Consider the following 23,058-nt stretch of genomic DNA (forward strand, 5'->3'; position numbering starts at 1 on the left):
GCCGAGCCAAGTACGATTACAATTAGCAGATCCACCTCCCACCAGGCACCTCGGTGCGCAGCCTCTGACTTGATTCCGAGCTTCGCCAGAACCCACGAGCGCAGGAATGCAATGACATTTCTCATGACGGTCCGCAATTGCTTCATCCTGGATGAAATTGCCATACTTCATCGCAAGCAGTGTCTTCAGGCCACGGGAGCGTGTGGCAGGAGCTCGCCGATGCAGGAAGCGGAGTGGCTATTGGCGAGGCTCGTGAGCGTCGCGGTTAGCCAAATGTCCGGGTTGATGCCAGCGAGTTTGCAGTTCCATGAGCGTGGCGATCACGGCCCATTTGTTCCAGCCCTCGTCCGAACCGGCGAACAGAGCGTTCTTGCGGCTGAGGGCAAGCGGGCGGATGGCATGTTCGACGGTGTTGGTGCCGCTAGCGCCGCGGTCTCCCGCAACCACGAAATCTTCTGATGACGCACAGAAGCCACGTTCTCTTAACGAAAAATTAGGGATAAAGGCTTACGCCTTCTTCTCATAGCGCTACGGCTTTTCCCGAATGACATTGATCACTCCGGGTTAGCCGAGCGCTTGCTCGGCGCTATGACACCGAGGGATTTGTTGGCTTGGTTCTCCCTTCTGGCGAACGTGAGGGTCTTGTGAAATATCCTGAGGTTCACACGTAGCCGGGTCCCTTACAAAGCCGAGAGCGATGCGAAGAATGCAAGCAGCAGGCTTTGTCACAGTATTAAGCTCAAATCATCCTGGTGGGTGGATCTTCTGAGCAAAAAAGAGCACCCCGGCAACGAGTGCCGGGGTGTTCGTCTATCAGCCCGCGAGGGGCGAAATCAACTTAGTCTGATCAAGCTCATTTGTGATACACGCGTTGCAGTAACGCAGCGTTCCTTTCCGATAAGGAATTCGACGTAGCCGGAGCCGTTCGGATGCAATGACCTGGAACCTACCGCGGGGCCTTGGTCAAGCGCTGCCGCTTGCGACGACCAAAGATGAGTTGTTGTCATCCGGACTGCCAATGCTCGCTCCCGGAGCAGGCTGGCCAAAGAGAAAACCTTGGGCCGCGTCGCATCCAAAGATACGGAGAAAGGCTGCCTGCTTTTCGTTCTCAACTCCTTCGGCGACGACTTCCAGCTCCATCGCGCGAGCCAGATTGATGACAGCGCGCACGATCGCCGCATCATGGGGGTCGTCTGTGATGTCGGCTATAAAACCTTTGTCGATCTTCAGCTTCGTAATGGGTAGCGACTTCAGATGGGTGAGCGAGGCATACCCGGTGCCGAAGTCGTCCAACGCGATGCCGACACCTGCGCTTCGTAGAACGGTGAGGGTTTCAGCGCAGCGCTCGGCTCCTCGCCCGAGCAAGACGCCTTCTGTAACCTCGATCTCAAGCCAAGATGGATCAACGTCTGCGCGCTGCGCCGCACTCAGAACTCGCTCGGCATAATCCCGACGCAGCAGCTCGGCTGCTGAGACGTTGATCGCCACCCGCCTACAGGGAGTGCCCTCTCGTCGCCATTGTAATATCTGTTCGAGCACACGGCGCCGCATCTCGTCCCCGATCCGTGTCGCCAATTCGACGCTCTCGAACGCATGCTCGACCGCAGAGGGCGGCATCAGCTTTTTCCCGACGCTGAGCCTGAGGAGTGCTTCGTAGCCAAGCACTGCCCCGCTCGAAAGCGATACCTGCGGTTGAAAATAAGGAACAACAAACTTGCTCCCAATGGCGAGCTTTGCAAGATCTAGGTGGGCCACACGACGTTCTATGCCTTCCTGGAGTTCACCCGAGAAGAATGCATAGCCGCCTCGTCCTGCTTCTTTTGCGCGATACATTGCTAAATCTGCATTGCGCAGCAAAATGTCGAGGTCAGGCTCTTCGGGCTCGGTTACAACAACGCCGATGCTCGCACTGCAATCCAATTGCCGCCCTTCATAGTCGAAAGGTTCCTTCAAGAGATCACCGATCTCATGGAGGCGAATTTCGCGAGCAGTTTGTGCCCTTCCGCACGCCCCTGCAAAGACGAACTCATCGCCGCCGAGGCGAGCGACAAGTGCATCACTCCCTAGCGCCCTTTCGAGCCGCTGCGATGCCTCTTTGATCAGGGCATCGCCGACAGCATGACCCAGCGTGTCGTTGACCAGCTTTAGATTGTCGAGATCGACCAAGCCGACCATAACAGCGGAACTCTGTTTCTTCGCCTTCGCGAATAGGCACGGAGCCTGCGAGCGAAGCCCATCGATATTGAGCAGGCCGGTAGCTTGATCGTGCGTCGCATTCCAAAGCAAATGTCGCTCAGCGCTGCGCCGTTCGGTCACATCCTGACAAAGCCCGCGCACGCCAATGATCTCGCCACTGGGGTTGCGTTCCGGATGGCCATATCCCCAGACTGTCCGGGCATGATCCCCATCCACGATAATGCGAAATTCATAGGACGTGCTTTCGCCAAACTGCATGATCTTCGTGAAGGTAGCGATCACCGACCTGACATCATCGGGATCGATCGTCGGAACAATCTCCTGCCAAGGGAAGACCGGTCGCGCCGGGTTCATGCCAAACATGGCGAGCATCTCTTGAGAGAATTCGAAGAGGCCGGTGGTTGCGTCCCACGTCCAGCCGCCGAGCTTCGCGAGCCTATGCGCTTCTTCCAAATCCCTTGCACGCTTCTCCAACTCTTGCATCGTGCGTCGGCGATCGGTGATGTCGCGCTGGACTGAAACCCAGTGCGTAAACCAACCCGTCTCATCGGCGAGCGGACGCACGCTAAGCTCCACCCAGAAAGGCGTTCCATCCTTGCGGTAGTTGAGCACCTCTTCCCGAAATGGTGTCCAGGTCTCGAGCTTCCTCCTGATACGATCGAGAGACGCGCGGTCGGTGCCCTTGCCTTGGCAAAGCCGTGGAGATTGACCCAGAACCTCGTTGAGGGAATAGCCTGTCATTCGGCAATATCCCTCGTTAGCATAGACGATGCGAGGATGCGGGCCGTCCAAAGGTTCGGCTTCGGTAATGACGATGGCATCATCGGCTGCGCTAAGAACGGCTGCTAGAAGCCTGGTGTCCAGGAGGTCGAGCGGGAGAGCGCGTTGCCCCTTAATTCTCCCGCGCACGTTCATGACCCGTTTACCTCGTCTCTTGAGTGTGTCTGCACCTAGCCTGTGAGACGCTATTCGAGCGAGAGGATCAAAGCAGTTACCGGACGCTAGGTAATTTCCAGATGAATCAGGCTCAAGCACACCATAGTTTCATCATCGGATGAGTGAGCAAGCTCCGAGCGTCTTCGTGAAATGGAATGGTGAGACCCCCCGCTGTCAGTATCTGGGATATGGATCTGACCCTTACTGTCGGCTTGCGTTTGTCAGGCTTCGTTTGCCCAGCAGAGCTGGAGAAATTGGCATACGCTGCTAAGCTCTACGGCGCTGAAGCAGCGATATCGGGTTTGGGGCCAGTTGTGTCGATATGAAAACGAATAAAGTCTACATCGTTGATGACGATCCCGTGGTTAGGCGGCACCTCAAAAAGTTATGCGATCACGCATCGTTTTTCGCGATAACCTTCAGTTGTGGGAATGACTTCCTTCAATCGCTCAGTGAACTAGAGCCTGGCGTGATTTTGCTCGACATGAGAATGCCTGACATGAGCGGTCTCGAGGTGCTTGAGGCGATGGAAGGTGAGACGCGAGCATTTCCGACCCTGATATTTACCTCACATGCGGATATCTCTCTTGCTGTTCAGGCGGTTCGTTCGGGTGCGTTAGACTTCATGGAAAAGAGCACGCCTGCAACGGAGATTATCGAGCGGATCGAAGGAGCGTTTGACACTGCGAGCGAATGGGAGCGGAGGCGCGATGCCGCTGCTCAGGCATCAGCCGCAATTGCGAAACTCACGCCGCGTGAGAAGGAAGTGGCCGAGCTCATGTCGCATGGTTTCTCGAGTAAGCATATTGCCCGGCAACTCGATCTTAGCCCACGAACCGTTGAAGCTAATCGGGCTCGGATTCTCAAGCGTCTAAAGGTCGCAAGCTCGGCCGAAGCGATACGAATTTTTCTGGTCGCCGAATTAGCTGATATTTGATAGGAAACGCTAATCGGTTCATTCGTAAGGGGAATGCGCGAAGAGGATTGAGGGATCTGCAGCGTCCGATGTCGCTCTTCTTCGTGGTGATTGGGGCATGGAGCGCTGCAGCAAGGTGTCGCTTGTTTGAGCGTTTCGCCTGCTTGAAGGGGCAGTAAAAGTATGCCAGCGTCTACACAGCGTCGCCTTGGCGTCGAGCGGAGCGAGGAGGGGCTTGAGCTGTCGCTCGATGAGATTGTTCGGCACGCGTTTCAACGCTTCCGGCCAGATGCCATAGTGGTAACGCGGCCCGACGACACGGGAGAACAGCGGGCCGTCAGCTATTTTCACTGCATCGATCAAGCAAACGCGGCCACGCAATTGGCCGATCACGCTGCGTCGGTCGCCGAAATTGCTGCACGAAGCGACCAGTCAATAAGGGGCCGGGTCGAGGCTGGTGCCGCACGATCCGGGTTACCAGAGCGGCCCCTTAATGATGTAAATCCGCCATTCTATATGGCTATGCCGATCAAGAGCGCCTCAACAGGTATACTGGGCGTCTTTTGCGTCCTTTCCAGTAAGCGGCAGCGTTGGTCGCAACAGCGGCTTGACGAACTCGAATTCTTTGTGCGTGCCTGTTCAAACTGCATTGATTTGAACAATATTATAGATAAATCAGAAAAAATCACCGATGACAATCCCGATATTTATCGTAAGCTTATAATAGCAGAGAGAAAATTTAATGATTTAGCCCGCAATGTGCCTGGCGCGATATTCGAATATATTATGCGCCCTGGTGTGCCAGATAGAATCGAGTTCATGTCTCCGGGTTGTTTTGACATTTGGGGATATACGTCGGAGGAAATCGAATTTGATCCGACGTTGCTCTGGCAAGCCGTCTTTGACGAGGACCTGCCGGATATGCAGGCCTCCGTCCAGCGTTCCGCCGAGGAGCTTACACGTTGGCAGCATCGCTGGCGCATCCGCACGAAATCTGGGTTGATCAAGTGGCTGCAGTCCTATGGCACGCCATTCCGGCTGGATGACGGGGGAACCTGTTGGAACACCCTGATCCTTGATGTCAGCGTGGAGCAGAATGCGCAGCTCGCCCTCGCGGAAAACACCCGGCTTATACACGAGGCGCAGAAAATTCATTCGATCGGGCGGGTTGCGGGTGGGGTCGCCCATGACTTTAATAACATCCTAGCGGTCATTAGCGGCAATGCCGAAAGCATAGATACCGACAAGCTCTCGCGAGAGGATCGCGAAGCAGTGAAAGAGATTGTTTTAGCATCTAATCGGGGCGCTGAATTGACAAAGCAGCTGCTCGGCTTCGCGCGGCGTTCCGAACTGAAGCCGAAAGCTCTCAATCTCAGCAGCGTGATATCAAGTATCGGGAGTATGCTTCGGCGTGTCTTGCCGGCGAATATTTCGTTAGAAACGGCGCTCACGGCCGGCCTATGGACCGCTAATATTGATCGTGGCTTACTCGAAAACGCGCTACTTAATCTCGTCATCAATGCGCGCGACGCTATGCCGGAAGGAGGGGCGCTCACCATTGAAACTGCAAACGTTCGCATTTCAGATGACTATGTTGAAGCGCGCCAGGAGGAGATACCTCCGGGTCGCTACGTTATGGTGGCTGTGACCGACACCGGCACCGGGATCGCAGAGGAACTGCTTCCACAGCTGTTCGAGCCTTTTGTAACGACCAAGGGTCCTAATGAGGGCACCGGGCTCGGCCTAGCGATGGTCGACGGCTTCGTGCGACAATCTGGAGGCGCCGCACGCATCTATTCCGAACTGGGCCATGGGACTTCGGTGAAGCTCTATTTCCCCGCCACATCCGATATGCCGCATGAAGAGTCGCAGTCGAATCGGAAAGCTTCCGGATCGGCCAGTGCGGCCGTCCGTATTCTCCTCGTTGAAGACCAAGAAGCGGTCCGCCGGATCGTCGAGAAAATGCTCAGTTCGGCGGGATACACTGTCGTCGCTGTCGGTCGCGCCGATGAAGCTTGGGACGTTTTTGAGAAGGCTCCTAGCGAGTTCGACGTCGTCGTCACCGACATCGTAATGCCTGGCAAGCTCCAAGGTCCTCAACTTGTTAAGGCTATACGCGCGATCCGAAGAGACATCCCGGCTCTGTTCATGTCGGGATATCCGCACGAGGCAAATGTGCATGGCAACGGGGTGCGCGACACCGACATTTCGCTCATGAAACCGATCAGGCGCGGCGAACTGCTGACCGCTGTTGATCGCCTTGTGCGTTTGATCTGAAGGGCAGGCATGGATGAGCCCGTCGAACTCGAACTCTTACGGTTCGCCTGTCAAGCGAACCGTAGCGGTGCATGGCGCTTCGAAATTTCCGAGGACCGAGTCACCTGGACTCCGGTGCTTTATGAACTTTTCGGGTTGGACGAGGGCCAAGAGATCAATTTCGATCTCGCAATGTCCTTTTTTGCGTCAGAAAGTCGCAAGCGATTGGTTGCATCCGTCGAAGAATGTGTTCGCACTGGGAAAAGCTACAATGAGGTGCTCGCGGTCCGGGACACGACTGGCAAGCCCTTCTGGGCAAGGGCGCTGGGATTTCCCGAAACGGGTGCGGACGGCACGATCGTAGCGTTGCGCGGCGCGTTCCAGGATATTTCGGAGGAGCGTGAAGCCACAACGGCGCTGAAAGACGCGGAAAGCAACCTTGCCTCGGTTCTCGAACTGATGCCGGACGGCTTCTTCGTGGTCAACGAGGACTGGGAATTCACCTTTCTCAATTCTGCCTCCGAAGCGATGCTTCAGCGCGTCCCTCGCGATCTGATTGGGCAGAACCTCTGGAAGGAATTTCCCGAAGCGCGTGGATCACAGTTCGAGGAAGTCTATCGCCGCACCATGGATACCGGTGTTTCGGAGCTGTTCACCGAATATTTTGGGCCGCTCAAGACATGGTTTCGGGTCGCGACCCACCGAACGCTTAACGGAATGGCCGCTCACTTTCGCGACGTCACTGAGGAATTCGCGCAGCGGGAAAAAGAACAGAAGACCGAGAGACTGGCCTTGCTCGGCCAGCTGGCGGGCGGAGTGAGTCATGATTTCAACAATCTCATGTCCGTAATACTTGGCAATCTCGAAATGCTGCCCCTAGTCCAAGATGAGGGCGAACGCGCTACCCTGATAGAAGAAGCGGTTGAAGCTATCGAGCGTGGGCGCACACTTAACGAGAGTCTTCTGGCTTTCGCCGGGCGTTCGAGCCTTGAGCCTACGAAGGCGAATCTTTCGGCCTTCCTCGACCGAATCAGGCCGATGATCGAGCGAACGCTTCCCTCGCGGATCGCCCTAAGGTTCCGCGTTGATGACAATGTGCCATCTGTCGAGCTGGACGAAGCGATGGCCGAAAGCTGTCTTTTGAACCTCGTGCTCAACGCGCGTGATGCTATCGCGGGAACGGGAGTGATCGAGATCTCGCTCTCGAAAGTTGCCCGGGGCGGCAAAGATTGGGCACGGGTTGCGGTATCTGACACCGGCTGCGGGATTCCTGAAGATCTCCGTGAGCGGATTTTTGAGCCATTTTTCACCACCAAGAGCAAGGCCCTGGGCTCGGGGCTCGGCCTTGCCCGGGTAAAAGGTTTCGTCGAACAGGTCGGCGGGCTCGTGACAATGCAAAGCGAGACGGACCGCGGGTCGGTTTTTGCGATGCACTTTCCCGTCGAGACGTCTGTCGAGACAGGGACGGGAGACAGGCCCGGGGCGCTGAAAGGCGCTCCTATCGCGCTTGTCGTCGACGACGATCCGGCGGTGGCGAAAGTGACAGCTAGAATGTTCACATCCCTCGGACTCTTCACACTGACCGCCTGCGATCCGGAGCACGCAAGGGTCACGCTCAAGGAGCGCGATGATATCGCGGTGCTCATAACCGACGTGATTATGCCAAGGCTCAGCGGGGTCGAATTGGCGAGGGAGGCGAGGCGCTTAAACCCCGCGATCGAAGTCGTCTTCATATCGGGTTATCCGGAAGAGGACCTTATGGTCGACGGGGTCGGCCGCTCTGTGTATTTGCAAAAGCCGGCGAGACGGTGGGAGGCCGAGGCGATCGTGAAGGACTTCGGCCTGAGTCATTAGGGTGCGCATTCTCCGCGCGCGACACAAGTGATCTTCGAGAAATCGACTTCGCGGTAGCTGCGATGGTATGTCTTGCGGCGATTGGGTGTCGGAGCCTTCGATCATCCCACGTCCCTGGGGGAAAAGCGTTCAGAGCTCGACTAAGAGGAATGCGACGACGCTGATGTGAGGGGCTGTAGTCTCGTTTCAGGGCGGTGAAGCCATGCGACAGTAGCGCACCTCAAGCCCAAACAACTCCTGGCATCGACCCGGTTAATCAAGGTTAGCGTATTTCTACGCATTCACCTTACGCTATAATCTTCTTACCGCTTAACAATAATGAACGCGAGGTTAGGAGCTCGTCGGTCAATCTAGGAATAAACGCTTTCGTATCGCCGAAAAATCACAAAATTGCCAAATCACTTAATAGATTTTTCGGATGAAGTAATATATCATCGGAAGAGGTCGTGATGAAGTATGAGAGCTTAGATGATCTTACTGCAGCGATTCAATCTGCGAATGCAGTTAAAATTGATGTAACAATATTAAGTGAAGATCAATGCAAGGCTCGTAAGGCCGAATCGCCATGTGAGGGCGATAGGTCCATAGATGAAATTGCAAAAAAGATTTATCGTGCTCGACGAAAAAGGGACGTGATTTTTGAAGATTACTCGATTTTTGGGGAGCCAGCATGGGACATATTGCTAGACTTATTTGTCAATAATTCGGTCGGTCGAAGTGTCTCAGTTAAGAGCGCCTCGCTTGGATCGGCAGCTCCAGACACGACTGCACTGCGTTGGTTGAGGGTCTTGGAGCGATCCGGGTTGATTCATTTTACTCAGGATCAGTCAGATGGAAGGCGTAAACTGATTAGCCTGACCCAAGAGGGTGACCAACAAATGCGCCGTTACCTGCTGGCTGTCGCGAGCTGACTCCGTTACGTAGCGCCGGCACTCACTGTGGTAGCCAGAAGATGACCGTTGCTGCGATGCAGATGGCAGATATGAACGCCTCGGCGCAGCGGTCGGAACGAGTGTGGATGCGCCGCCAGTCCTTAAGTTTGCCGAAGATATTCTCGATTTTGCTACGATTGCTGTAGAGGGCCATGTCGTGCGGCAGGGGCGCTTTTCGGTTCTCCATGGATGAGAGTCAGGCGGTGATTGCGCGCTCGGCAAAGGTGTGAACTGACCAGTCGGCATCATAGCTGCGGTCGGCGAGCAACGCCGTGGCATTGGTGCAGGCATCCATCATCAACGCCGCTCCTTTTGTAGTCGCTCATCTGCCCTTTGCTGTGCAGCATGATCAATTATCGTCCCTTGCCATCGCAGAGTGCGTGGGGCTAAAGGTTCAAGCTGCCCTCGGTGCACCCGATACGTTTGATTAGGTGCCCTTTTTTCAGGCTTGCCTCCCCGTGCGCCTTGAGATGAGTGGTCTCGAGCATCAGCCGGTTGGGCTTCCACCCTTGTCGGCGAGGTTCGTGAATATCCATTTTCACACGCCTAGGCGGCTCCAGCGGATAAACATATTGTAGACCGTTTTGTGCGGGCCACAACCTGCCGGTGCATCGCGCCAGCGCAAGCCGTTCCTGATCATGAAAATGATGTCGCTAACGACCCGCCGATCATTCATATGCGGGATGCCGTAAAATAGAGGAACATCGGGCTAAACCCGCCCCATCTGCGCCTCGCTCAACAACCACGGCTCGGACATCGGTAGCACACCTCCTCGGTGCCGTTATTGAAGCGGGAGGCATGAGGAGCACTGTCAAGCCATCGCCGCCAGCGCAACGATTTCATGGGGCCTGATCCTACTTAGAAGCGATCCATCGCTATGTGGCGAAAAGCCGAATGGTGATTTCGTGATGCTCGGATATTCATCTATCAGCGATTAGAGCCCGGCATAGTGCCCACCGCTTGCTAACCTTGGACCGCCCGGGTCTGGAATCTTACGCCTTGATGAGGTCGGTGAGCTGATCTTTCCGTCCAAAATGCGTAAATCCACCTAAGCGGGGTCATACTGTTTTGACCGAGGTCTATCTTTCATAGTGACCGAATGACGCGGTCCTTTCCCGGTATCGCCTTGTTCGCCATGGCTTTCCTGCCTGTCGCAGGAGCCGGGGCGGAGCCGGGAGATGCGCGGCGAAGCGAAGCGGGCGGGAATTCCAAACCCCCGCCGGCAAGTGCGACCGCCTCTGCCCGGGTTCTTCCGGGCGAGCGGCTGAACTGGTCCTCGGCCCCGCCCGGAAGGCCCTATACGCATGAGACTTCGGGTCGCGCCGATGTGTCTCATTCCAGAGTTGCGCGCCGGCCCACCGGGGCGGCGAGGGAAGGGAGGTGACATTCTATGTCGATTTCGCATGATGGCCTGAACAACGCGCCGTTTGTCGAGGGGGGCGTTGGCGACAATGACGAACTCGACGAAGCGTTTGATTCGCATGACGAAACATCGGTCCAGCAGGCTGCGGCGAGCCCCGATCGCCGTGCGGACCGGCGCGTGGTGTCCGCCTTCCGCCCCGGCTGCGTGCTCGCCGAGGGTCGCATGCTGCTCGGCATCATCCGCAACCTGTCGGCGGGCGGGGTGATGATTGAGCTCGACGAGCCTCTCGAGCCGGGCACGCGGGTGCGCTATTTCTGGGACGAGACCAACGTCATCGACGCCGTCGTCGCGTGGAGCGAAGGCCGCCGCCACGGGCTCGACAATGCCGAGGCCGCGCGCCCCTTCGACAATCCCTTCCCCTACCGCTCGGTCCGCGTCCCCTGCGCCATGCGCGCCGAGATCTGGGCGCAGGGCAACCGCCACTTCGCCACGCTCGAGAACCTGTCGCTGGGCGGCATGCGGGTGAGCGGCTTTCGCGCCCCGCGCGGCGCGCTGCTCACCGTGCGGCTCGGCGCGGTCGAGCTGGCGGGGGCGAGCGTGCGCTGGTCGCGCGACGGCGAGACCGGCATCCGCTTCGCCAAGCCGCTCACCCGCGACGAGCTTTCACGCATCCTTAGCGGCATGGGCGCTGGCGATAGGGAGGAATCGGAGGTCAACGCGGACGACATAGGCTAGCCGCCGTTATCCTCGTTCCCTGACTCGAAGTCGAGCGATCACCGCACAACGTCTCATTTCCTTGATCCTGCGCCGCGCACTACGAGGCGTATTCAGGAAACCCGTCCTACAGGAACCCGGACACGAGCCTCGCAGCGGGGCGCAGGGCCGGTCAGAAGTCGCTCCAGTCCTCCTCGATGCCGGGTGCATCTGCTGTCACCTGAAGTGCAAGATTGCCTAAAGCGCGTGGTGTCGGCCGCCGTCGCTGGACGTGATGCTTCACTGTTGTCACGCGACGCGCCTCCGTTGCATCGAGATCGACTCCGGCGGGTGATGGATCGACTTCGAAGGCATTGACAGTTGAGTGGAGCTTGTCGGCCTCATGCGCGAGCGAGCTTGCGGCAGCGGTGCATTCCTCGGCCATGGCGGCATTCTGTTGGGTCGATTGGTCCAGCTCGCCCACCGCCGTATCAATCTGCGAGAGGCTCTCGGCCTGCTCTTCTGTCGAGCTGGCGATCGCTTCGATTGAACCGGTCAGTTCAGATACGGCCTCTGCAATGAGGTCAAAAGCCTTTCCGGTGCGCTCGACCAGAGCGACTCCAGAAGAGACCTGCGTGCTAGTGCCGGTGATCAGGGACTTGACCTCCTCAGCCGCCGATGAGCAGCGCTGGGCCAGTGCGCGCACCTCGCTTGCGACAACCGCGAAGCCCTTGCCGCTCTCTCCGGCGCGTGCCGCTTCGACCCCGGCATTCAAGGCAAGTAGGTTGGTTTGAAAGGCAATCGCATCGATAACCCCGATAATATTGGTGATTTCCTCGCTTGATTGCTCAATCTGTCCCATCGCCTCGCCTGCTTCCGCGACGATCTTTGCACCTTCGGCAGCCCTAGCGTTTGTTTCTCTGATGGTTCCGCGCGCTTTGCTTGCAGTCTTGCGAGTCTCGCGCACCCGTGTGGCGACCTGCGTAACGGCCGCAGCCGTCTCCTCCAGATTGGCTGCTTGCTGTTCGGTTCTGCGTGCCAGGTCATCTGAAGCCGTCTGGATCTCGCTTGATCCGGTCGTGATCGTGCCGACACCGTCGATTACGGCGGCGACCGTCTTATGGAGCGCGGCAACGGTTGAATTGAAATCCTTCGCGACCTTGGCGTATTCTGAAGGTAGATTGACCGGATCGATGTTGAGCTTGCCGGTCGCCATCTTCGACAAGGCTTCCCCAAGGACTTCGTTGAGCGAGCTGACCTTGTTGTTGATGTCCAAGAAATAGGAAGACAGCGCGATGTCCACGTCCAGTAGCGAGACCTTCACAAGTGCTGCAACTCGGCGGGCCTCGGCGCGCTTCCAAGGCAAAAGAGACTTCCAACCTGGCGCAATCATCTGTGTGACCAGATCATCGAGAATGCGCGCATAGCTTCCGACATACCATTTTGGCTCGAGGCCAATGCGTGCATGAACGCTGCCGATATGATCGGATCGCTTCAGGAACGTGTCATCAAGCCCGTCGGTAAAAGCGCTTTGCCAATGACGCGCCTGAGCCTTGCGGGCTCGCTCCATCGAGCCGGGATCGGTGAACTTGGCTGCGAGATCGCCGCGTCCGGCTACCTCCCGATAGAACCCATCAAGCGCACCTTCCATGGCGCGCGCGATACTGCGACTGACGCTTTGATATACCGGATCCTTGGCTTTTAGTCCATAATAATCAAGACGTTCGGTTAGTTCTGACGTATTCATTGGATGATGCTCCAGTGGCCTCAATGTGCCGGATCTGGTGCAACGCCCCTGCGCTGGAAAGAATCATCGTTACCCTTACGAACTCGAAGTCCGCAGGCCATTCTGGCATCTGCAGACATTCTGTTTATTCAGTACCTAAAACTTCCGTCCTTTGCGGTTAGGGCTGCACGATCCAATCAGAAAAGTAGCATCCTGAGCCTAAGCCAAAGCCCTCGTTGCCATCCGGGGAATCCCAGATTCAATATTCATCGAGGATCGCCCGCTCCTAGCGCAGCGCTGGTGGTTTGAGCCAAGCACGGTGCCCGCATTCTTCGTCGCGCTATAGATTTCGATGGAGCGGCTACGAATTGGTCAGGCGATACTGAGCGAGGCCCTCGCGTTCGCTGGATGCAAAAACGCCACCTCGCAGGTAAAGATCGAACGTCTTGAGTGGGATAGGTGCATGGAAGAAATATCCCTGCGCGTAATCGCAGTTCATACTCATCAACCAAGAGAGGTGTCGCTCATTCTCCACGCCTTCTGCAATCGTATTGATGCCGAGCCCTTTCGCCAGCTTAAGGACGGCACCTGGGATCGTTTCTCCGGCGTCCTTTGGCTGGATGCAAGCGATCAGGGATTTGTCGACCTTGACATAGTCTGCCGGCAAGCACGTCAGATGTGTAAGGGAGGCATGACCGACACCGAAGTTGTCGAGCATGATCCTGAACCCGAGATCGCTCAGTCGGCGGATATTGTTCTCAACGGTCTCGGCGCCGCGTTCGAACAGCGCAGTTTCCAGTATTTCGAGCGCAAACATGTCTGCACGAAGCTCATGCTTCTCGACAGCCGCTATGATCCGCTCGCAGAACTTCGAGCTTCTCAGGTCTGCTGCTGAGAGGTTCAGCGTCACCACCGGATAGTCGATCCCGTCGTGGTGCCATTGCTTCACCATGCCGAACACCTGACTGAAGACCGCGTGTTCCAGGCGAGGAGCGAGCTGGAATTCATCTATTACATCGATGAACTCACCTGCTGCGAGCGGCCCTGGTGTGCCATCGTCCCAACGAACAAGGCTTTCCGCGAACGTCACCGCGCCGGTCTCGAGCAATAGAATGGGCTGAAGATAGACCTTGATCTGGTCTTCATCGAATGCGCGCTCGAGTTCCTCGGCCATAGCATGCTTGCGCGACACTTCTTCCTGCATGGCAGGATCGTAGAAGCGGTAGCATCCCTTGCCGGCACGCTTGGCTTCGCCCAGCGCCAGGTCGGCGCACTTCATGAGCTCGTCTGACGAACCTTCATTGTCGGGAAAGATAGTGATGCCGATGCTTGTGCCCACCGAGACTTCGCCCTCGCGCAGCATGATCGGTCGACAGACAGCGTCGATGATGCGCTCTGCAGTGGCGGAAGCCTGTCCCGGACAGTCCAGTTTTCTCAGGATCACGGCGAACTCGTCTCCGCCTAAGCGCGCCACGGTTTCACACTCGCGCAGCAACGCAGCTACCCTTTTGCCAACCTCGACGAGCACCCGATCGCCTGCAGGGTGCCCATATTTGTCATTGACGTTCTTGAAGCGGTCGAGATCAAGCATCATTACGGCAGCGCACCGATCGGCCCCGGTCTGGGCATCGATAAGGTGTGGCAGCCGCTCGTCGAACCCTGGTCGGTTGGGAAGCCTGATCAAGGTATCGCTGACTGCCATTTCGGCCATGACCGGGTTTTTTCTCGCTCAGCTGCCGGTTGGTCTCCAACAGCCGTTCAATGAGTGGTCGGAAGATGAACAAGGCTTCGAGAATTAGGCCATAAACTCATAAACGGCCTTAAGGTTTGATGCCCTTCGTGATTCACGCTCCTGATTGCATGGGAGCTTTGGATGACGCGGCGGCGGTACGAACTGACAGATTAGGAAAGGTCGATTAACGAGCCACCTGCTGCCGAACAAGCCGCGGGGTGTTCCCCGGGTTGATGACCCGCGCGTGCTGAACAGCATTCTCTGGCGGTTCCGCACTGGCTCACCGTGGCCCGAGATTCCCGAGCGCTATGGCCCTTCGACGACCTGCTACAACCGGTGCGTCCGCTGGCGCAAGGCCGGGGTGTGGGACCGGCTGCTCGCTGCGGTTTCCGCTGCCTTCGAAGGCGAGAGCGTGATGATCGACTCCACCTGTGTCCGCGTCCACCAGCACGGTGCGACGGGTAAAAAGGGGGATCTGAAGATCGCGGCATGGGACGTTCCCGAGGCGGCTTCACGAGCAAGATCCATGCCCTCGTTGATGCTGACGGTCGTCCCTTTGCCCTGCGACTGACTGGCGGGCAGGTCCACGATAGTTAGGAAGCCGAGGCGCTTCTGGAGGCGATGCCGGAGGGAGCGACCCTCCTCGGTGCAAGGAATATGACAGCAACGCCATCCGTGAAACTGCCGGTGCCAAGAACGCCTAGGCCAACATCCCATTGCGGTCCAACCGCAAGCGACGGTTCGCCTTCTCAGGCTGGCTCTACCGGCAGCGCAATCTCGTCGAACGCTTCTTCAACCGTATCAAACACTTCTGGGGTATCGCCACGCGCTACGATAAGTGCCCCGAAAACTACCTCGCCGCCGTCAAACTCATCTGCACCCGTATCCAATGCGCCGCGTAATGAGTCTACGGGCTAGTCTCTTCGTCGCCTTGTCGCAGCATTCGCTCGCGCCGGGGATTTCCGTCTCGGATCACTCCGAATGACTTTCATCAACAAACCTCCCGCGCCTCGCCGGTTCGCCCTGCGTCCCAATGGTGAAGGACAGGGCAAGCCTAACGCGATTTTAAGCCCTCCCGGTCAATTGCAGTTCGCACCACAAGAGCGACGGACCGATGAACGCACCTTTCGAAGCAACAAGTGCAATCGCCCCAGAAGCGGCGCGAGAGCCTACGCCCGACCATCAGGTCGCGGTCATCGGCCTCGGCTATATCGGCCTGCCAACCGCAGCGGTGTTGGCTAGCCACGGCTGGAGCGTGTGTGGGGTCGACGTTTCCGAAAGGGTCGTGGAAACGGTCAACGCAGGCGGTGTCCACATCGAGGAGCGCGATCTCGACGGCCTCGTGCGCCGCGCGGCCAGGGCGCAGCTGCTTGTCGCTTCAACCGAAGTGCCGACCGCCCACTTCTACATGATCGCAGTCCCGACCCCGCTCGGCCCCGACAACGCACCCGACATCTCCTGTGTTGAGGCGGCAGCCCGCGCGATCGCGCCTCGCCTCCTGCCGGGTGCCTGCATCATCTTGGAGAGCACCTCGCCGGTCGGCACGACAGAGCGCGTGGCCGACATCATCGCCAAGGCCCGCCCCGATCTGGCCGTGCCGCGCTTCGGCGACAAGGATGGCGGCGACATCGCGCTTGCCTATTGCCCGGAGCGCGTCCTGCCGGGAAAGATCGTGACCGAGCTGGTCTATAACGACCGGGTTATCGGCGGGATCACAACGTCCTGTGCAGCGCGGGCGGCGGCGCTCTATCACAGCTTCGTCAAGGGCGACTGCCTCTTGACCAATGCCCGCATCGCGGAGACGGTCAAGCTGGTCGAGAACAGCTTTCGCGACGTCAACATTGCTTTCGCCAACGAACTCTCGATGATCGCCGATGCGATGGAGATCGACGTGTGGGAGGTGATCCGCCTCGCCAATCGGCATCCGCGCGTGCACATCCTCCAGCCCGGCCCCGGCGTCGGCGGGCACTGCATCGCGGTCGACCCGTGGTTCCTCGTCGCCGCCGCGCCGGACACTGCCCGCATGGTGCGCACCGCGCGAGAGGTCAACGACAACAAGGTCGTGCATAGCGAGAACCGCATCCGTGCCATGCTCGAGGCCGCGCCGGGCGGCAAGGTCGCCCTGTTGGGCCTGGCCTTCAAGCCCGACATCGACGATTTCCGCGAAAGCCCCGCCCTGAAAATCGCCGCGACCCTCGCACGCGACGAGGGGGACCGGATCCTCGTCGTCGAACCCTTCACCAACGACCTTCCGGAAGAGCTCACTGGGACGGGCGCGCAACTTGCCACACTTGACGAAGCAATCAGGGAAGCGGAAATCGTCGTCGTGCTCGTCGACCACACTGCATTCAAGCACCTCTCGACCGCAGACCTTGCCGGGCGGATGGTGCTCGACACCAGGGGGATGCTCGCGCGATGAGCGCGCAAGGCGTTCGCCCCCGCATTCTGGTGACCTTCGGGACGCGGCCGGAGGCGATCAAGATGGCCCCTGTGGTCAATGCGCTGCGGGAATGCGGGCGCTTCGACGTGCGGGTGGTTGTCACGGCGCAGCACCGCGAGATGCTTGACTCGGTGCTGGAGGTCTTCGGGATCGTACCTGATCTCGATCTCGACATCATGCAGCAGGGGCAGACCCTTGACGAACTGGCCGCGCGGATCGTGACCCGCTTCGGCGCGGCGCTCGATGCCGAACGGCCCGACCGCGTGCTTGTCCACGGCGACACTCTGACGACGATGATGGCGACGCTCGCGTGCTATTTCCGCCGCATCCCCGTCGGCCATGTCGAAGCGGGCCTGCGGAGCGGGGACATTTACGCGCCGTGGCCCGAAGAGGTGAATCGCAAGGTCACTGGCGCCGTTGCTGATCTGCATTTCGCACCGACGCAAGCTGCTGCTGCCGCGCTTCTTGCAGAGAATGTTCCGCAAGAAGCTATACATGTAACGGGCAACACTGTGATTGATGCGCTTCTGGCAGCGCGGGCCAGGCTACGGGCCAATCCGGAACTTGCTCCTGAGATCCGATCGCTCTCCGGCCGCTTTGCTGGCCGGAAAATCATCGCCGTCACGGCACATAGGCGAGAAAATTTTGGCTATGGTATGCGCGAAATCGCAGCTGCGTTACGCTCCCTATCGGCGCGCGAGGATGTGGGGATCATCTACCCGCTCCATCCCAATCCCAACGTGGGAGATGTCATGAAGTCGGCGCTTTATGGCATAGAGAATATCGCGCTCATCGACCCGCTCGATTACCTCAGCTTTGTCGCGATGATTGAAGCGAGCGACATCGTGCTGACCGACTCTGGAGGTGTGCAGGAAGAGGCGCCCAGCCTTGGCAAACCGGTTCTCGTATTGCGCGATACAACCGAGAGGCCGGAAGGCATTGCGGCAGGGACGGCAAAACTGGTGGGCGCGCACAGCGACAGGATAGTCGCCGAAACCACCAATTTGATCGAGGATCGCTCCGCTTGGGAGCAGATGGCCAAAGCTTGCAATCCGTATGGGGATGGAACGGCAAGCCGCCGTATCGCGAGGATTATCGGGCAGACTTGTCGGCAGTAATGTCCGCAGAGCCAATTTGGGCTGTGCCCAGGGCATCCTGCGAAGTGGAGATAAACCAGCGCCGTAAAATAGTAATCAATGACCTGTTCCCCTGAAATGTGACCCTTTGCCGGTAGAGTCCGACGCCAAGTGCCTTGCTACCCAACCTTGGACCGCTCGGGTCTGGATTTTTCCGCCTTGCTCAGGTTCGCTGGGCTGGTTTCACCGGCTGAGGTTGCCAGCATGATCGGTGGGATATTTCCGATCGTGCTATGCAGCCGCTCTTCGTTACAGTGTCTACGCCAGGTCTCCAGCTTTTCGGAAGCATCTTGCAAGTTCAGGGACCAGTGCGCATTCAGGCACTTTAGGTTCACGTGCCAACCGTCGCGGCGAAGGATGTAATAGACCCTCCGGTAGCCGTAGCGGACGTGCGTCTCGCAGATCTCCCTGATGCGCTTCTTCAGAAAGGCCGGATCGGTGCGGCGGGACTGGTAGTGATAGGTCGAACGATCGAACTGCAAAGCCGAACATACCCTGCGGATCGTCACCTGCCAGTCCTGCCGAACCGCGTCGATAATCTCGCGCTTGCAATCCGGCCTCAGAGCTTTGTCTACGCTTCGCCGTCTTCGACTCCGTTTGATGACATCCTGCAGCATCTCTCGATCGAGCGTCCGGCGACATCTTCTTGACTCGGCTGTTCTCGTCCTCCAGCTCCCGCAGCCGCCGCATCTCGGACGGCAGCTCCGCGTATTTCTTCTTCCAGTTGAAGTAGGTTGCCTGGCTGATACCCGCCTTGTGGCAGATCTCAGCGACCGGAGTTCGTTCCTCGCCCTGCTTGATGACGAACGCCTTTTGAGCGTCCGTGAACTTCGATGTCTTCACGCCAAACCTCCTCGCCCAGCCAAGGAAATCTACGGCTGAAAACTCTACCGGCAAATGGTCCAGTTTTCAGGTGGGAGATTAACGAATCTGGGTGGCCATGCTTTCGTGGGATGTTATGGTTAGCCGATGAATGTCTCCGGCTTGATCTATCCCGTGATCCTCTGCGGCGGAGGCGGCACGCGCCTATGGCCAGCCAGTAAACACGTCCGTCCCAAGCCTTTCCTGCCTCTTCTCGGAGAGGAAACCCTATTCGAAGCCGCGCAGAAGCGTGTCGTGGGAGATAGGCGCTTCGCCGCCCCGATGATCGTTGCGGGTGCGACCCATCGGGAATTGATCGCAAGCCAGGCGTGCGCCGTGCAGCGGCTCGTGATCGAGCCTGTCGCGAAGAACACTGCCCCCGCCATCGCCCTCGCCGCCGCCCTGCTGCAGCCTGAGGACGTGATGCTTGTCTGTCCGAGCGACCACCACATTTCCGATGACGGTGCTTTTCGCGAAGCCGCTGCGACTGCGGCAAATCTAGCCCATCAGGACTGGCTGGTCTCCTTCGGCATCGCCGCCACCTATCCCGAAACAGGCTACGGCTACATTCAACGAGGCGAGCCGCTCGAGGGCGGTTTCCGAATAGCTCGCTTCGTCGAAAAGCCCGATTTGGCAACGGCACAAGCCTATGTCGAAACCGGCGAATACTGCTGGAACGGGGGTATTTTTGCGTTTCGGGCTGGATTCCTGCTCGACGAACTGGCGCGGCATAGGCCGCAGATGCACGATCTCGTGCGTCAGGCAGTCGAACGGGGCGAGGAAGAAGGCAGGGGTTTTCGCCCCGATCATGAAAGCTTCGCGGCCATAGACGGCGAGTCGATCGACTACGCGCTCATGGAGAATACAGATCGCGCAGCGATGGTGCGTGCCGACATGGGCTGGTCCGACATCGGCAATTGGGCCGCGCTGTCCGATGCGCTCGCGGCACAGCCAAAGTTCTGCGATTCGGACGGCAATGTTGTGCGTGGACATGCCGATTTCGACAGCTGCCGCAGGGTTCTGGCGATGTCCGACGGGCCGAGGATTTCCGCCGTCGGGCTGGAAGACGTCTGCGTCATAGTGTCGGATGGAGAGGTTCTGGTTACGACACGCGAAGGGGCGCAACGTGTCGGCAAGCTCCCCGGTGCCGTCAACCAGCAGACGCCGACGAGGGGGCCTTGCCGATAATGAATACGGCGGTTCGCCAACTCCAGACCCGGATGGTGGAGAAGGTTTGGGGCCGCAAGCAGTTGCCCGAACCCTTCGCCGCCCCGGCTGGCACGCGCATAGGCGAGATTTGGTTCGAGCCGCCTCCTGAACTGCCAAATCTGCTGATCAAGTACCTGTTTACCTCGGAGAAACTTTCGGTTCAGGTTCATCCGTCCGATGCCGATGCCTTGCCGGACGAGGCTGGTAAGGAGGAATGCTGGCTCGTCCTGGAAGCCGAGCCTGGTGCGCGCCTCGCGATCGGTTTTCGCGACACCCTTGCACCCGAACGAATCGAGGCGGCCGCGCGCGACGGCTCCATCGAGGGCTTGCTCGAATGGCATGACGCGCGGGCCGGCGATATCTTCTACCTGCCAGCGGGCACCGTCCACGCGATCGGACCTGGCTTGGCGCTCGTCGAGGTTCAGCAGGCGAGCGACACCACCTTTCGGCTCTACGACTACGGTCGCCCGCGCGAGCTTCACCTCGACCGGGCCCTCGCGGTGGCTATGGGCAGCCCCTATCCGGCCGAACACCGCGGCACCGTCGCCGAGCGCGGTGTGCGGTTGATTGACGGCCCTTTTTTCCGATTAGATCGAATTGAGGGTAAGCCCTCAGATGAAGTGGCGAGCATCTACGATGGCCCGCTGTTTGCCCTACCCCTCGAAGGCCGGATCCATGGAATAGGTGGAGACGCGAGAGCAGGGCCGGGCGAGTGCCTTTACGCGCCCACTCTCAGCGCCCTCAGTTTCGCTGAAGCCACGGTGAGCTTGCTGGTCCGCCCGACTTGAGCAGTTGAGATTTGCGCACGATAGCTACTTCGGAGTTTCCATTGAAGCGCAAATTCTATTCGCTCGTGGGTCAGCCCGGCCAGAGAATGCCGTGGAAGCATTCCCGGGCCGGGCGCTTCCTTAACCCTCGTGCTTGAGGAGCCTGGGTTCGAGCGTCGACCCGTCGCTCTTCACGATGATCCAGTTGTCTCCCCTTCTCATGAAGACGCGGCCATATCCGTTACGCTTTCTCTTAAGGTCCGGGCGCGGGATTTCGTAGCCGGCTTCTTCAAGTTGACGTGCTTTCCTGATCATCGGATGCTCTTCAAGCCTTAAGAGCTTGCGGGCGTCGTCTTTCACTTTGAAGGGGAAAGACTTTTTTCGCCCGCCTGCAGATTCTCTCGGCAGCCAGCTGATGAGCGAGAGCGCTCGAGTAAAGCCCGGGCGAAGGTGAGTGGGAAGGGCGCCGACCAAATCTACGTATGCGGCCCGATCGCGAAGATCTTCAAAGTCCTTGCCGCTTTGCTCGGTGCAAATGCGGTAGACGTCGACGATGGTGGGTTCGGCTGGGATGCTCATTTGTTTCTCCTTCGTTCCTGATTTGAGCTCTGCAAATGTAGCAGCTGACATCAGGCCTGCAACTAAAAAAGCATGAAAATCAATTGCTTGAGCCGATACGTTTCGTCCGGCCAGGCACTAGTCCTTCCCGCGGCAGAGCGAAGCTTTCAGGCGCGGACAAGGGTGAGCTAAATTTGGGGTTCAGCGATCGTTCGAGCGCACTCGAGATTCGCAGGAATCAAAAAAATGTCGGTGCGATCTAAGTCACGTATATCCAGATTGATCTGCCGGAGACGAAGGTGCATGTCCCACATCGCGTGGGCGGACCACGAGCTGCCAAGGATAGGGCGGCGAGCTCGGGCAAGGCGTTTCGACCGACAGCCTCTAGCGAGACCACCCGTATGACGCGCGACGGGGCGGGCCATGGCCGGCCGAGCGTGTTTGACAACGTTGGTCTGAGCGCGCCTACAAAAGAATCGGGCAGTGCGGTGGGGGCACTTAGCCTGGTTCGAGGGGGTGGGCCTGGCGCATGCTTGACCAGGCACGGACGCTGCAGCTTAATTTCGGGCGTGCAAACCGCCGAAATTGCGCCCGAAGGCCATTGCGCCCGCGAAATTATTTACTGCGCAGCGCCTGATAAAAGAAATATAAATCAAAGTCTATAAATTATTTCCATCTTATACTATATATAGAAAATAAAAAGTCACTATGAAACAGATGAAAAAGTATGCGATTGAGTTGGATATTCAATCATCCTGATCAATATCTATGGCGCGCCTATTTTGCTCGGAGCGCAATTCGCGAAGTGTTTGGGAAACCTGATTGGTGAGCATCGTCTGATATCGGCCCACCAGAAGATGATCGATCAGCTTGAGTGGTGACGCTCCCCCAGACCGTTGGACTTCAATGTCGTTGTATATATCGCCACTGAGGCCTGCTTCCGCTTTCAATATATGGCTTTCCGATTGGGCAAGCCGGCGCTCCCGCCAGAAAAGAACTGCCAATCTCTCGACAAGAGCTTTCTCGGTCCTCGTCACAGGCACATGCTCTTCCATCAAGTCATCTAGAAGGGAGCTAAAGAGTTCTTCGTCTTCAGGAAATGCCACCGCCTTTTGGCTAAGTACGCCATGTCGTGTCGCGTTCCGGCTGCTCACGAGCCGACCTTCGGGTGTTTTGGGGCCCGTGCTGCGTTGCGCATTGCGTCGGTTGGCTTCTTTTTGTCGGTCGCTGGTCATCGTCAGGCTCATAAGGATCGCGATTCGTGATTGCACCCTTCGGCGATCAGAAGTCGCGCCTTGTCCACTGGGATAATCGATTTCCAAACGAACCCAATTCGATGTTCGCCTCGGCTCGTGCTTGCCTGCAACCGGTTGCAAGTTCTGGCTCGAAAAGGAGCCCCGAGCCCCGCGCCTATCAGTATCAAGGCGCGCCTCGAACCTGCCCCTTGCTCTGGCACCCGCAGCGCGCCAGAGAGGCGTTCAAA

At 58.1% G+C, this 23,058-nt stretch carries 16 protein-coding genes and 3 pseudogenes; 10 read left to right on the top strand and 9 right to left on the bottom strand.

The annotated features are described in order from the left end of the window. Positions 1 to 185: 185 nt before the first annotated feature. Positions 186 to 417, bottom strand: a pseudogene (locus tag G9473_RS14805) (transposase domain-containing protein); the annotation flags it as partial. 546 nt (positions 418 to 963) lie between these two features. Further along, on the bottom strand, positions 964 to 3,111 hold the full coding sequence (locus G9473_RS14810) for a GGDEF domain-containing phosphodiesterase (protein ID WP_291134386.1): 2,148 nt from the start codon (positions 3,109 to 3,111) through the stop codon (positions 964 to 966). A gap of 343 nt (positions 3,112 to 3,454) precedes the next feature. Between G9473_RS14810 and G9473_RS14815 the strand changes: the two genes are divergently transcribed. The 4 genes from G9473_RS14815 to G9473_RS14830 all read left to right on the top strand — a co-directional run bounded on the left by G9473_RS14815 (position 3,455) and on the right by G9473_RS14830 (position 9,069). Continuing rightward, a complete protein-coding gene (locus tag G9473_RS14815) occupies positions 3,455 to 4,069 on the top strand; it encodes a response regulator (protein WP_291134388.1) in 615 nt (204 codons plus the stop codon). 162 nt (positions 4,070 to 4,231) lie between these two features. Further along, entirely contained in the window at positions 4,232 to 6,325 is a 2,094-nt protein-coding gene (locus G9473_RS14820) for a PAS domain-containing hybrid sensor histidine kinase/response regulator (protein ID WP_291134390.1), read from the top strand. Positions 6,326 to 6,334: 9 nt separating this feature from the next. Beyond that, a complete protein-coding gene (locus G9473_RS14825; RefSeq protein ID WP_291134393.1) occupies positions 6,335 to 8,158 on the top strand; it encodes an ATP-binding protein in 1,824 nt (607 codons plus the stop codon). Between the two features lie 449 nt (positions 8,159 to 8,607). Next, a complete protein-coding gene (locus tag G9473_RS14830) occupies positions 8,608 to 9,069 on the top strand; it encodes a MarR family transcriptional regulator (protein WP_291134396.1) in 462 nt (153 codons plus the stop codon). A gap of 22 nt (positions 9,070 to 9,091) precedes the next feature. Here the strand turns inward: G9473_RS14830 and G9473_RS14835 are convergent, their stop codons facing one another. Further along, entirely contained in the window at positions 9,092 to 9,277 is a 186-nt protein-coding gene (locus G9473_RS14835) for a transposase (RefSeq protein ID WP_291134399.1), read from the bottom strand. Positions 9,278 to 9,628: 351 nt separating this feature from the next. Continuing rightward, positions 9,629 to 9,766, bottom strand: coding sequence for a transposase (locus tag G9473_RS16050; RefSeq protein ID WP_367159111.1), 138 nt, complete (start codon positions 9,764 to 9,766; stop codon positions 9,629 to 9,631). 714 nt (positions 9,767 to 10,480) lie between these two features. On the opposite strand from G9473_RS16050, the gene G9473_RS14840 reads away from it, so the two are divergent. Next, positions 10,481 to 11,188: a PilZ domain-containing protein gene (locus G9473_RS14840; protein ID WP_291134401.1), complete on the top strand. Its 708-nt coding sequence runs from the start codon at positions 10,481 to 10,483 to the stop codon at positions 11,186 to 11,188. Between the two features lie 151 nt (positions 11,189 to 11,339). Here the strand turns inward: G9473_RS14840 and G9473_RS14845 are convergent, their stop codons facing one another. After that, positions 11,340 to 12,893, bottom strand: coding sequence for a globin-coupled sensor protein (locus G9473_RS14845; RefSeq protein ID WP_291134403.1), 1,554 nt, complete (start codon positions 12,891 to 12,893; stop codon positions 11,340 to 11,342). A gap of 340 nt (positions 12,894 to 13,233) precedes the next feature. After that, positions 13,234 to 14,583, bottom strand: coding sequence for an EAL domain-containing protein (locus tag G9473_RS14850; RefSeq protein WP_291134406.1), 1,350 nt, complete (start codon positions 14,581 to 14,583; stop codon positions 13,234 to 13,236). Positions 14,584 to 14,787: 204 nt separating this feature from the next. Here G9473_RS14850 and G9473_RS14855 point away from each other — a divergent pair. From G9473_RS14855 to wecB, 3 genes and pseudogenes are all read left to right on the top strand, one after another. Continuing rightward, a pseudogene (locus tag G9473_RS14855) lies at positions 14,788 to 15,506 on the top strand (IS5 family transposase). A gap of 212 nt (positions 15,507 to 15,718) precedes the next feature. Then, positions 15,719 to 17,023 (top strand): UDP-N-acetyl-D-mannosamine dehydrogenase, encoded by a 1,305-nt coding sequence (gene wecC, locus G9473_RS14860; protein WP_291134409.1) that lies wholly within the window; start codon positions 15,719 to 15,721, stop codon positions 17,021 to 17,023. After that, positions 17,020 to 18,162, top strand: coding sequence for a non-hydrolyzing UDP-N-acetylglucosamine 2-epimerase (gene wecB / locus G9473_RS14865; protein ID WP_291134411.1), 1,143 nt, complete (start codon positions 17,020 to 17,022; stop codon positions 18,160 to 18,162). Before wecC ends, wecB begins: the two co-directional genes overlap by 4 nt. Positions 18,163 to 18,299: 137 nt before the next feature. Here the strand turns inward: wecB and G9473_RS14875 are convergent. Beyond that, positions 18,300 to 19,023 (bottom strand): annotated as a pseudogene (locus G9473_RS14875) (transposase). 126 nt (positions 19,024 to 19,149) lie between these two features. Between G9473_RS14875 and G9473_RS14880 the strand changes: the two are divergent. Further along, entirely contained in the window at positions 19,150 to 20,229 is a 1,080-nt protein-coding gene (locus tag G9473_RS14880) for a mannose-1-phosphate guanylyltransferase (protein ID WP_291134413.1), read from the top strand. Then, positions 20,229 to 21,038 (top strand): class I mannose-6-phosphate isomerase, encoded by an 810-nt coding sequence (locus tag G9473_RS14885; RefSeq protein ID WP_291134416.1) that lies wholly within the window; start codon positions 20,229 to 20,231, stop codon positions 21,036 to 21,038. The genes G9473_RS14880 and G9473_RS14885 overlap by 1 nt, the downstream gene beginning before the upstream one ends. A gap of 120 nt (positions 21,039 to 21,158) precedes the next feature. On the opposite strand, the gene G9473_RS14890 is transcribed toward G9473_RS14885, so the two are convergent. Together G9473_RS14890 and G9473_RS14895 are read right to left on the bottom strand one after the other, a co-directional pair. After that, positions 21,159 to 21,596 (bottom strand): hypothetical protein, encoded by a 438-nt coding sequence (locus tag G9473_RS14890; RefSeq protein ID WP_291134418.1) that lies wholly within the window; start codon positions 21,594 to 21,596, stop codon positions 21,159 to 21,161. 725 nt (positions 21,597 to 22,321) lie between these two features. Continuing rightward, complete coding sequence (locus G9473_RS14895; RefSeq protein ID WP_291134421.1) at positions 22,322 to 22,822, bottom strand: hypothetical protein; 501 nt, start codon at positions 22,820 to 22,822, stop codon at positions 22,322 to 22,324. Positions 22,823 to 23,058 lie beyond the last annotated feature (236 nt).

Origin of the sequence: Erythrobacter sp., assembly GCF_011765465.1 — a bacterium.
Taxonomy (GTDB): Bacteria; Pseudomonadota; Alphaproteobacteria; order Sphingomonadales; family Sphingomonadaceae; genus Erythrobacter.

Bases quoted from the DNA above. Each gene is read 5' to 3' on its own strand.
- G9473_RS14810 (WP_291134386.1), bottom strand. From the start codon at position 3,111: ATGAACGTGCGCGGGAGAATTAAGGGGCAACGCGCTCTCCCGCTCGAC.
- G9473_RS14815 (WP_291134388.1), top strand. From the start codon at position 3,455: ATGAAAACGAATAAAGTCTACATCGTTGATGACGATCCCGTGGTTAGG.
- G9473_RS14820 (WP_291134390.1), top strand. From the start codon at position 4,232: ATGCCAGCGTCTACACAGCGTCGCCTTGGCGTCGAGCGGAGCGAGGAG.
- G9473_RS14825 (WP_291134393.1), top strand. From the start codon at position 6,335: ATGGATGAGCCCGTCGAACTCGAACTCTTACGGTTCGCCTGTCAAGCG.
- G9473_RS14830 (WP_291134396.1), top strand. From the start codon at position 8,608: ATGAAGTATGAGAGCTTAGATGATCTTACTGCAGCGATTCAATCTGCG.
- G9473_RS14835 (WP_291134399.1), bottom strand. From the start codon at position 9,277: ATGGAGAACCGAAAAGCGCCCCTGCCGCACGACATGGCCCTCTACAGC.
- G9473_RS16050 (WP_367159111.1), bottom strand. From the start codon at position 9,766: ATGAATGATCGGCGGGTCGTTAGCGACATCATTTTCATGATCAGGAAC.
- G9473_RS14840 (WP_291134401.1), top strand. From the start codon at position 10,481: ATGTCGATTTCGCATGATGGCCTGAACAACGCGCCGTTTGTCGAGGGG.
- G9473_RS14845 (WP_291134403.1), bottom strand. From the start codon at position 12,893: ATGAATACGTCAGAACTAACCGAACGTCTTGATTATTATGGACTAAAA.
- G9473_RS14850 (WP_291134406.1), bottom strand. From the start codon at position 14,583: ATGGCCGAAATGGCAGTCAGCGATACCTTGATCAGGCTTCCCAACCGA.
- wecC (WP_291134409.1), top strand. From the start codon at position 15,719: ATGAACGCACCTTTCGAAGCAACAAGTGCAATCGCCCCAGAAGCGGCG.
- wecB (WP_291134411.1), top strand. From the start codon at position 17,020: ATGAGCGCGCAAGGCGTTCGCCCCCGCATTCTGGTGACCTTCGGGACG.
- G9473_RS14880 (WP_291134413.1), top strand. From the start codon at position 19,150: ATGAATGTCTCCGGCTTGATCTATCCCGTGATCCTCTGCGGCGGAGGC.
- G9473_RS14885 (WP_291134416.1), top strand. From the start codon at position 20,229: ATGAATACGGCGGTTCGCCAACTCCAGACCCGGATGGTGGAGAAGGTT.
- G9473_RS14890 (WP_291134418.1), bottom strand. From the start codon at position 21,596: ATGAGCATCCCAGCCGAACCCACCATCGTCGACGTCTACCGCATTTGC.
- G9473_RS14895 (WP_291134421.1), bottom strand. From the start codon at position 22,822: ATGAGCCTGACGATGACCAGCGACCGACAAAAAGAAGCCAACCGACGC.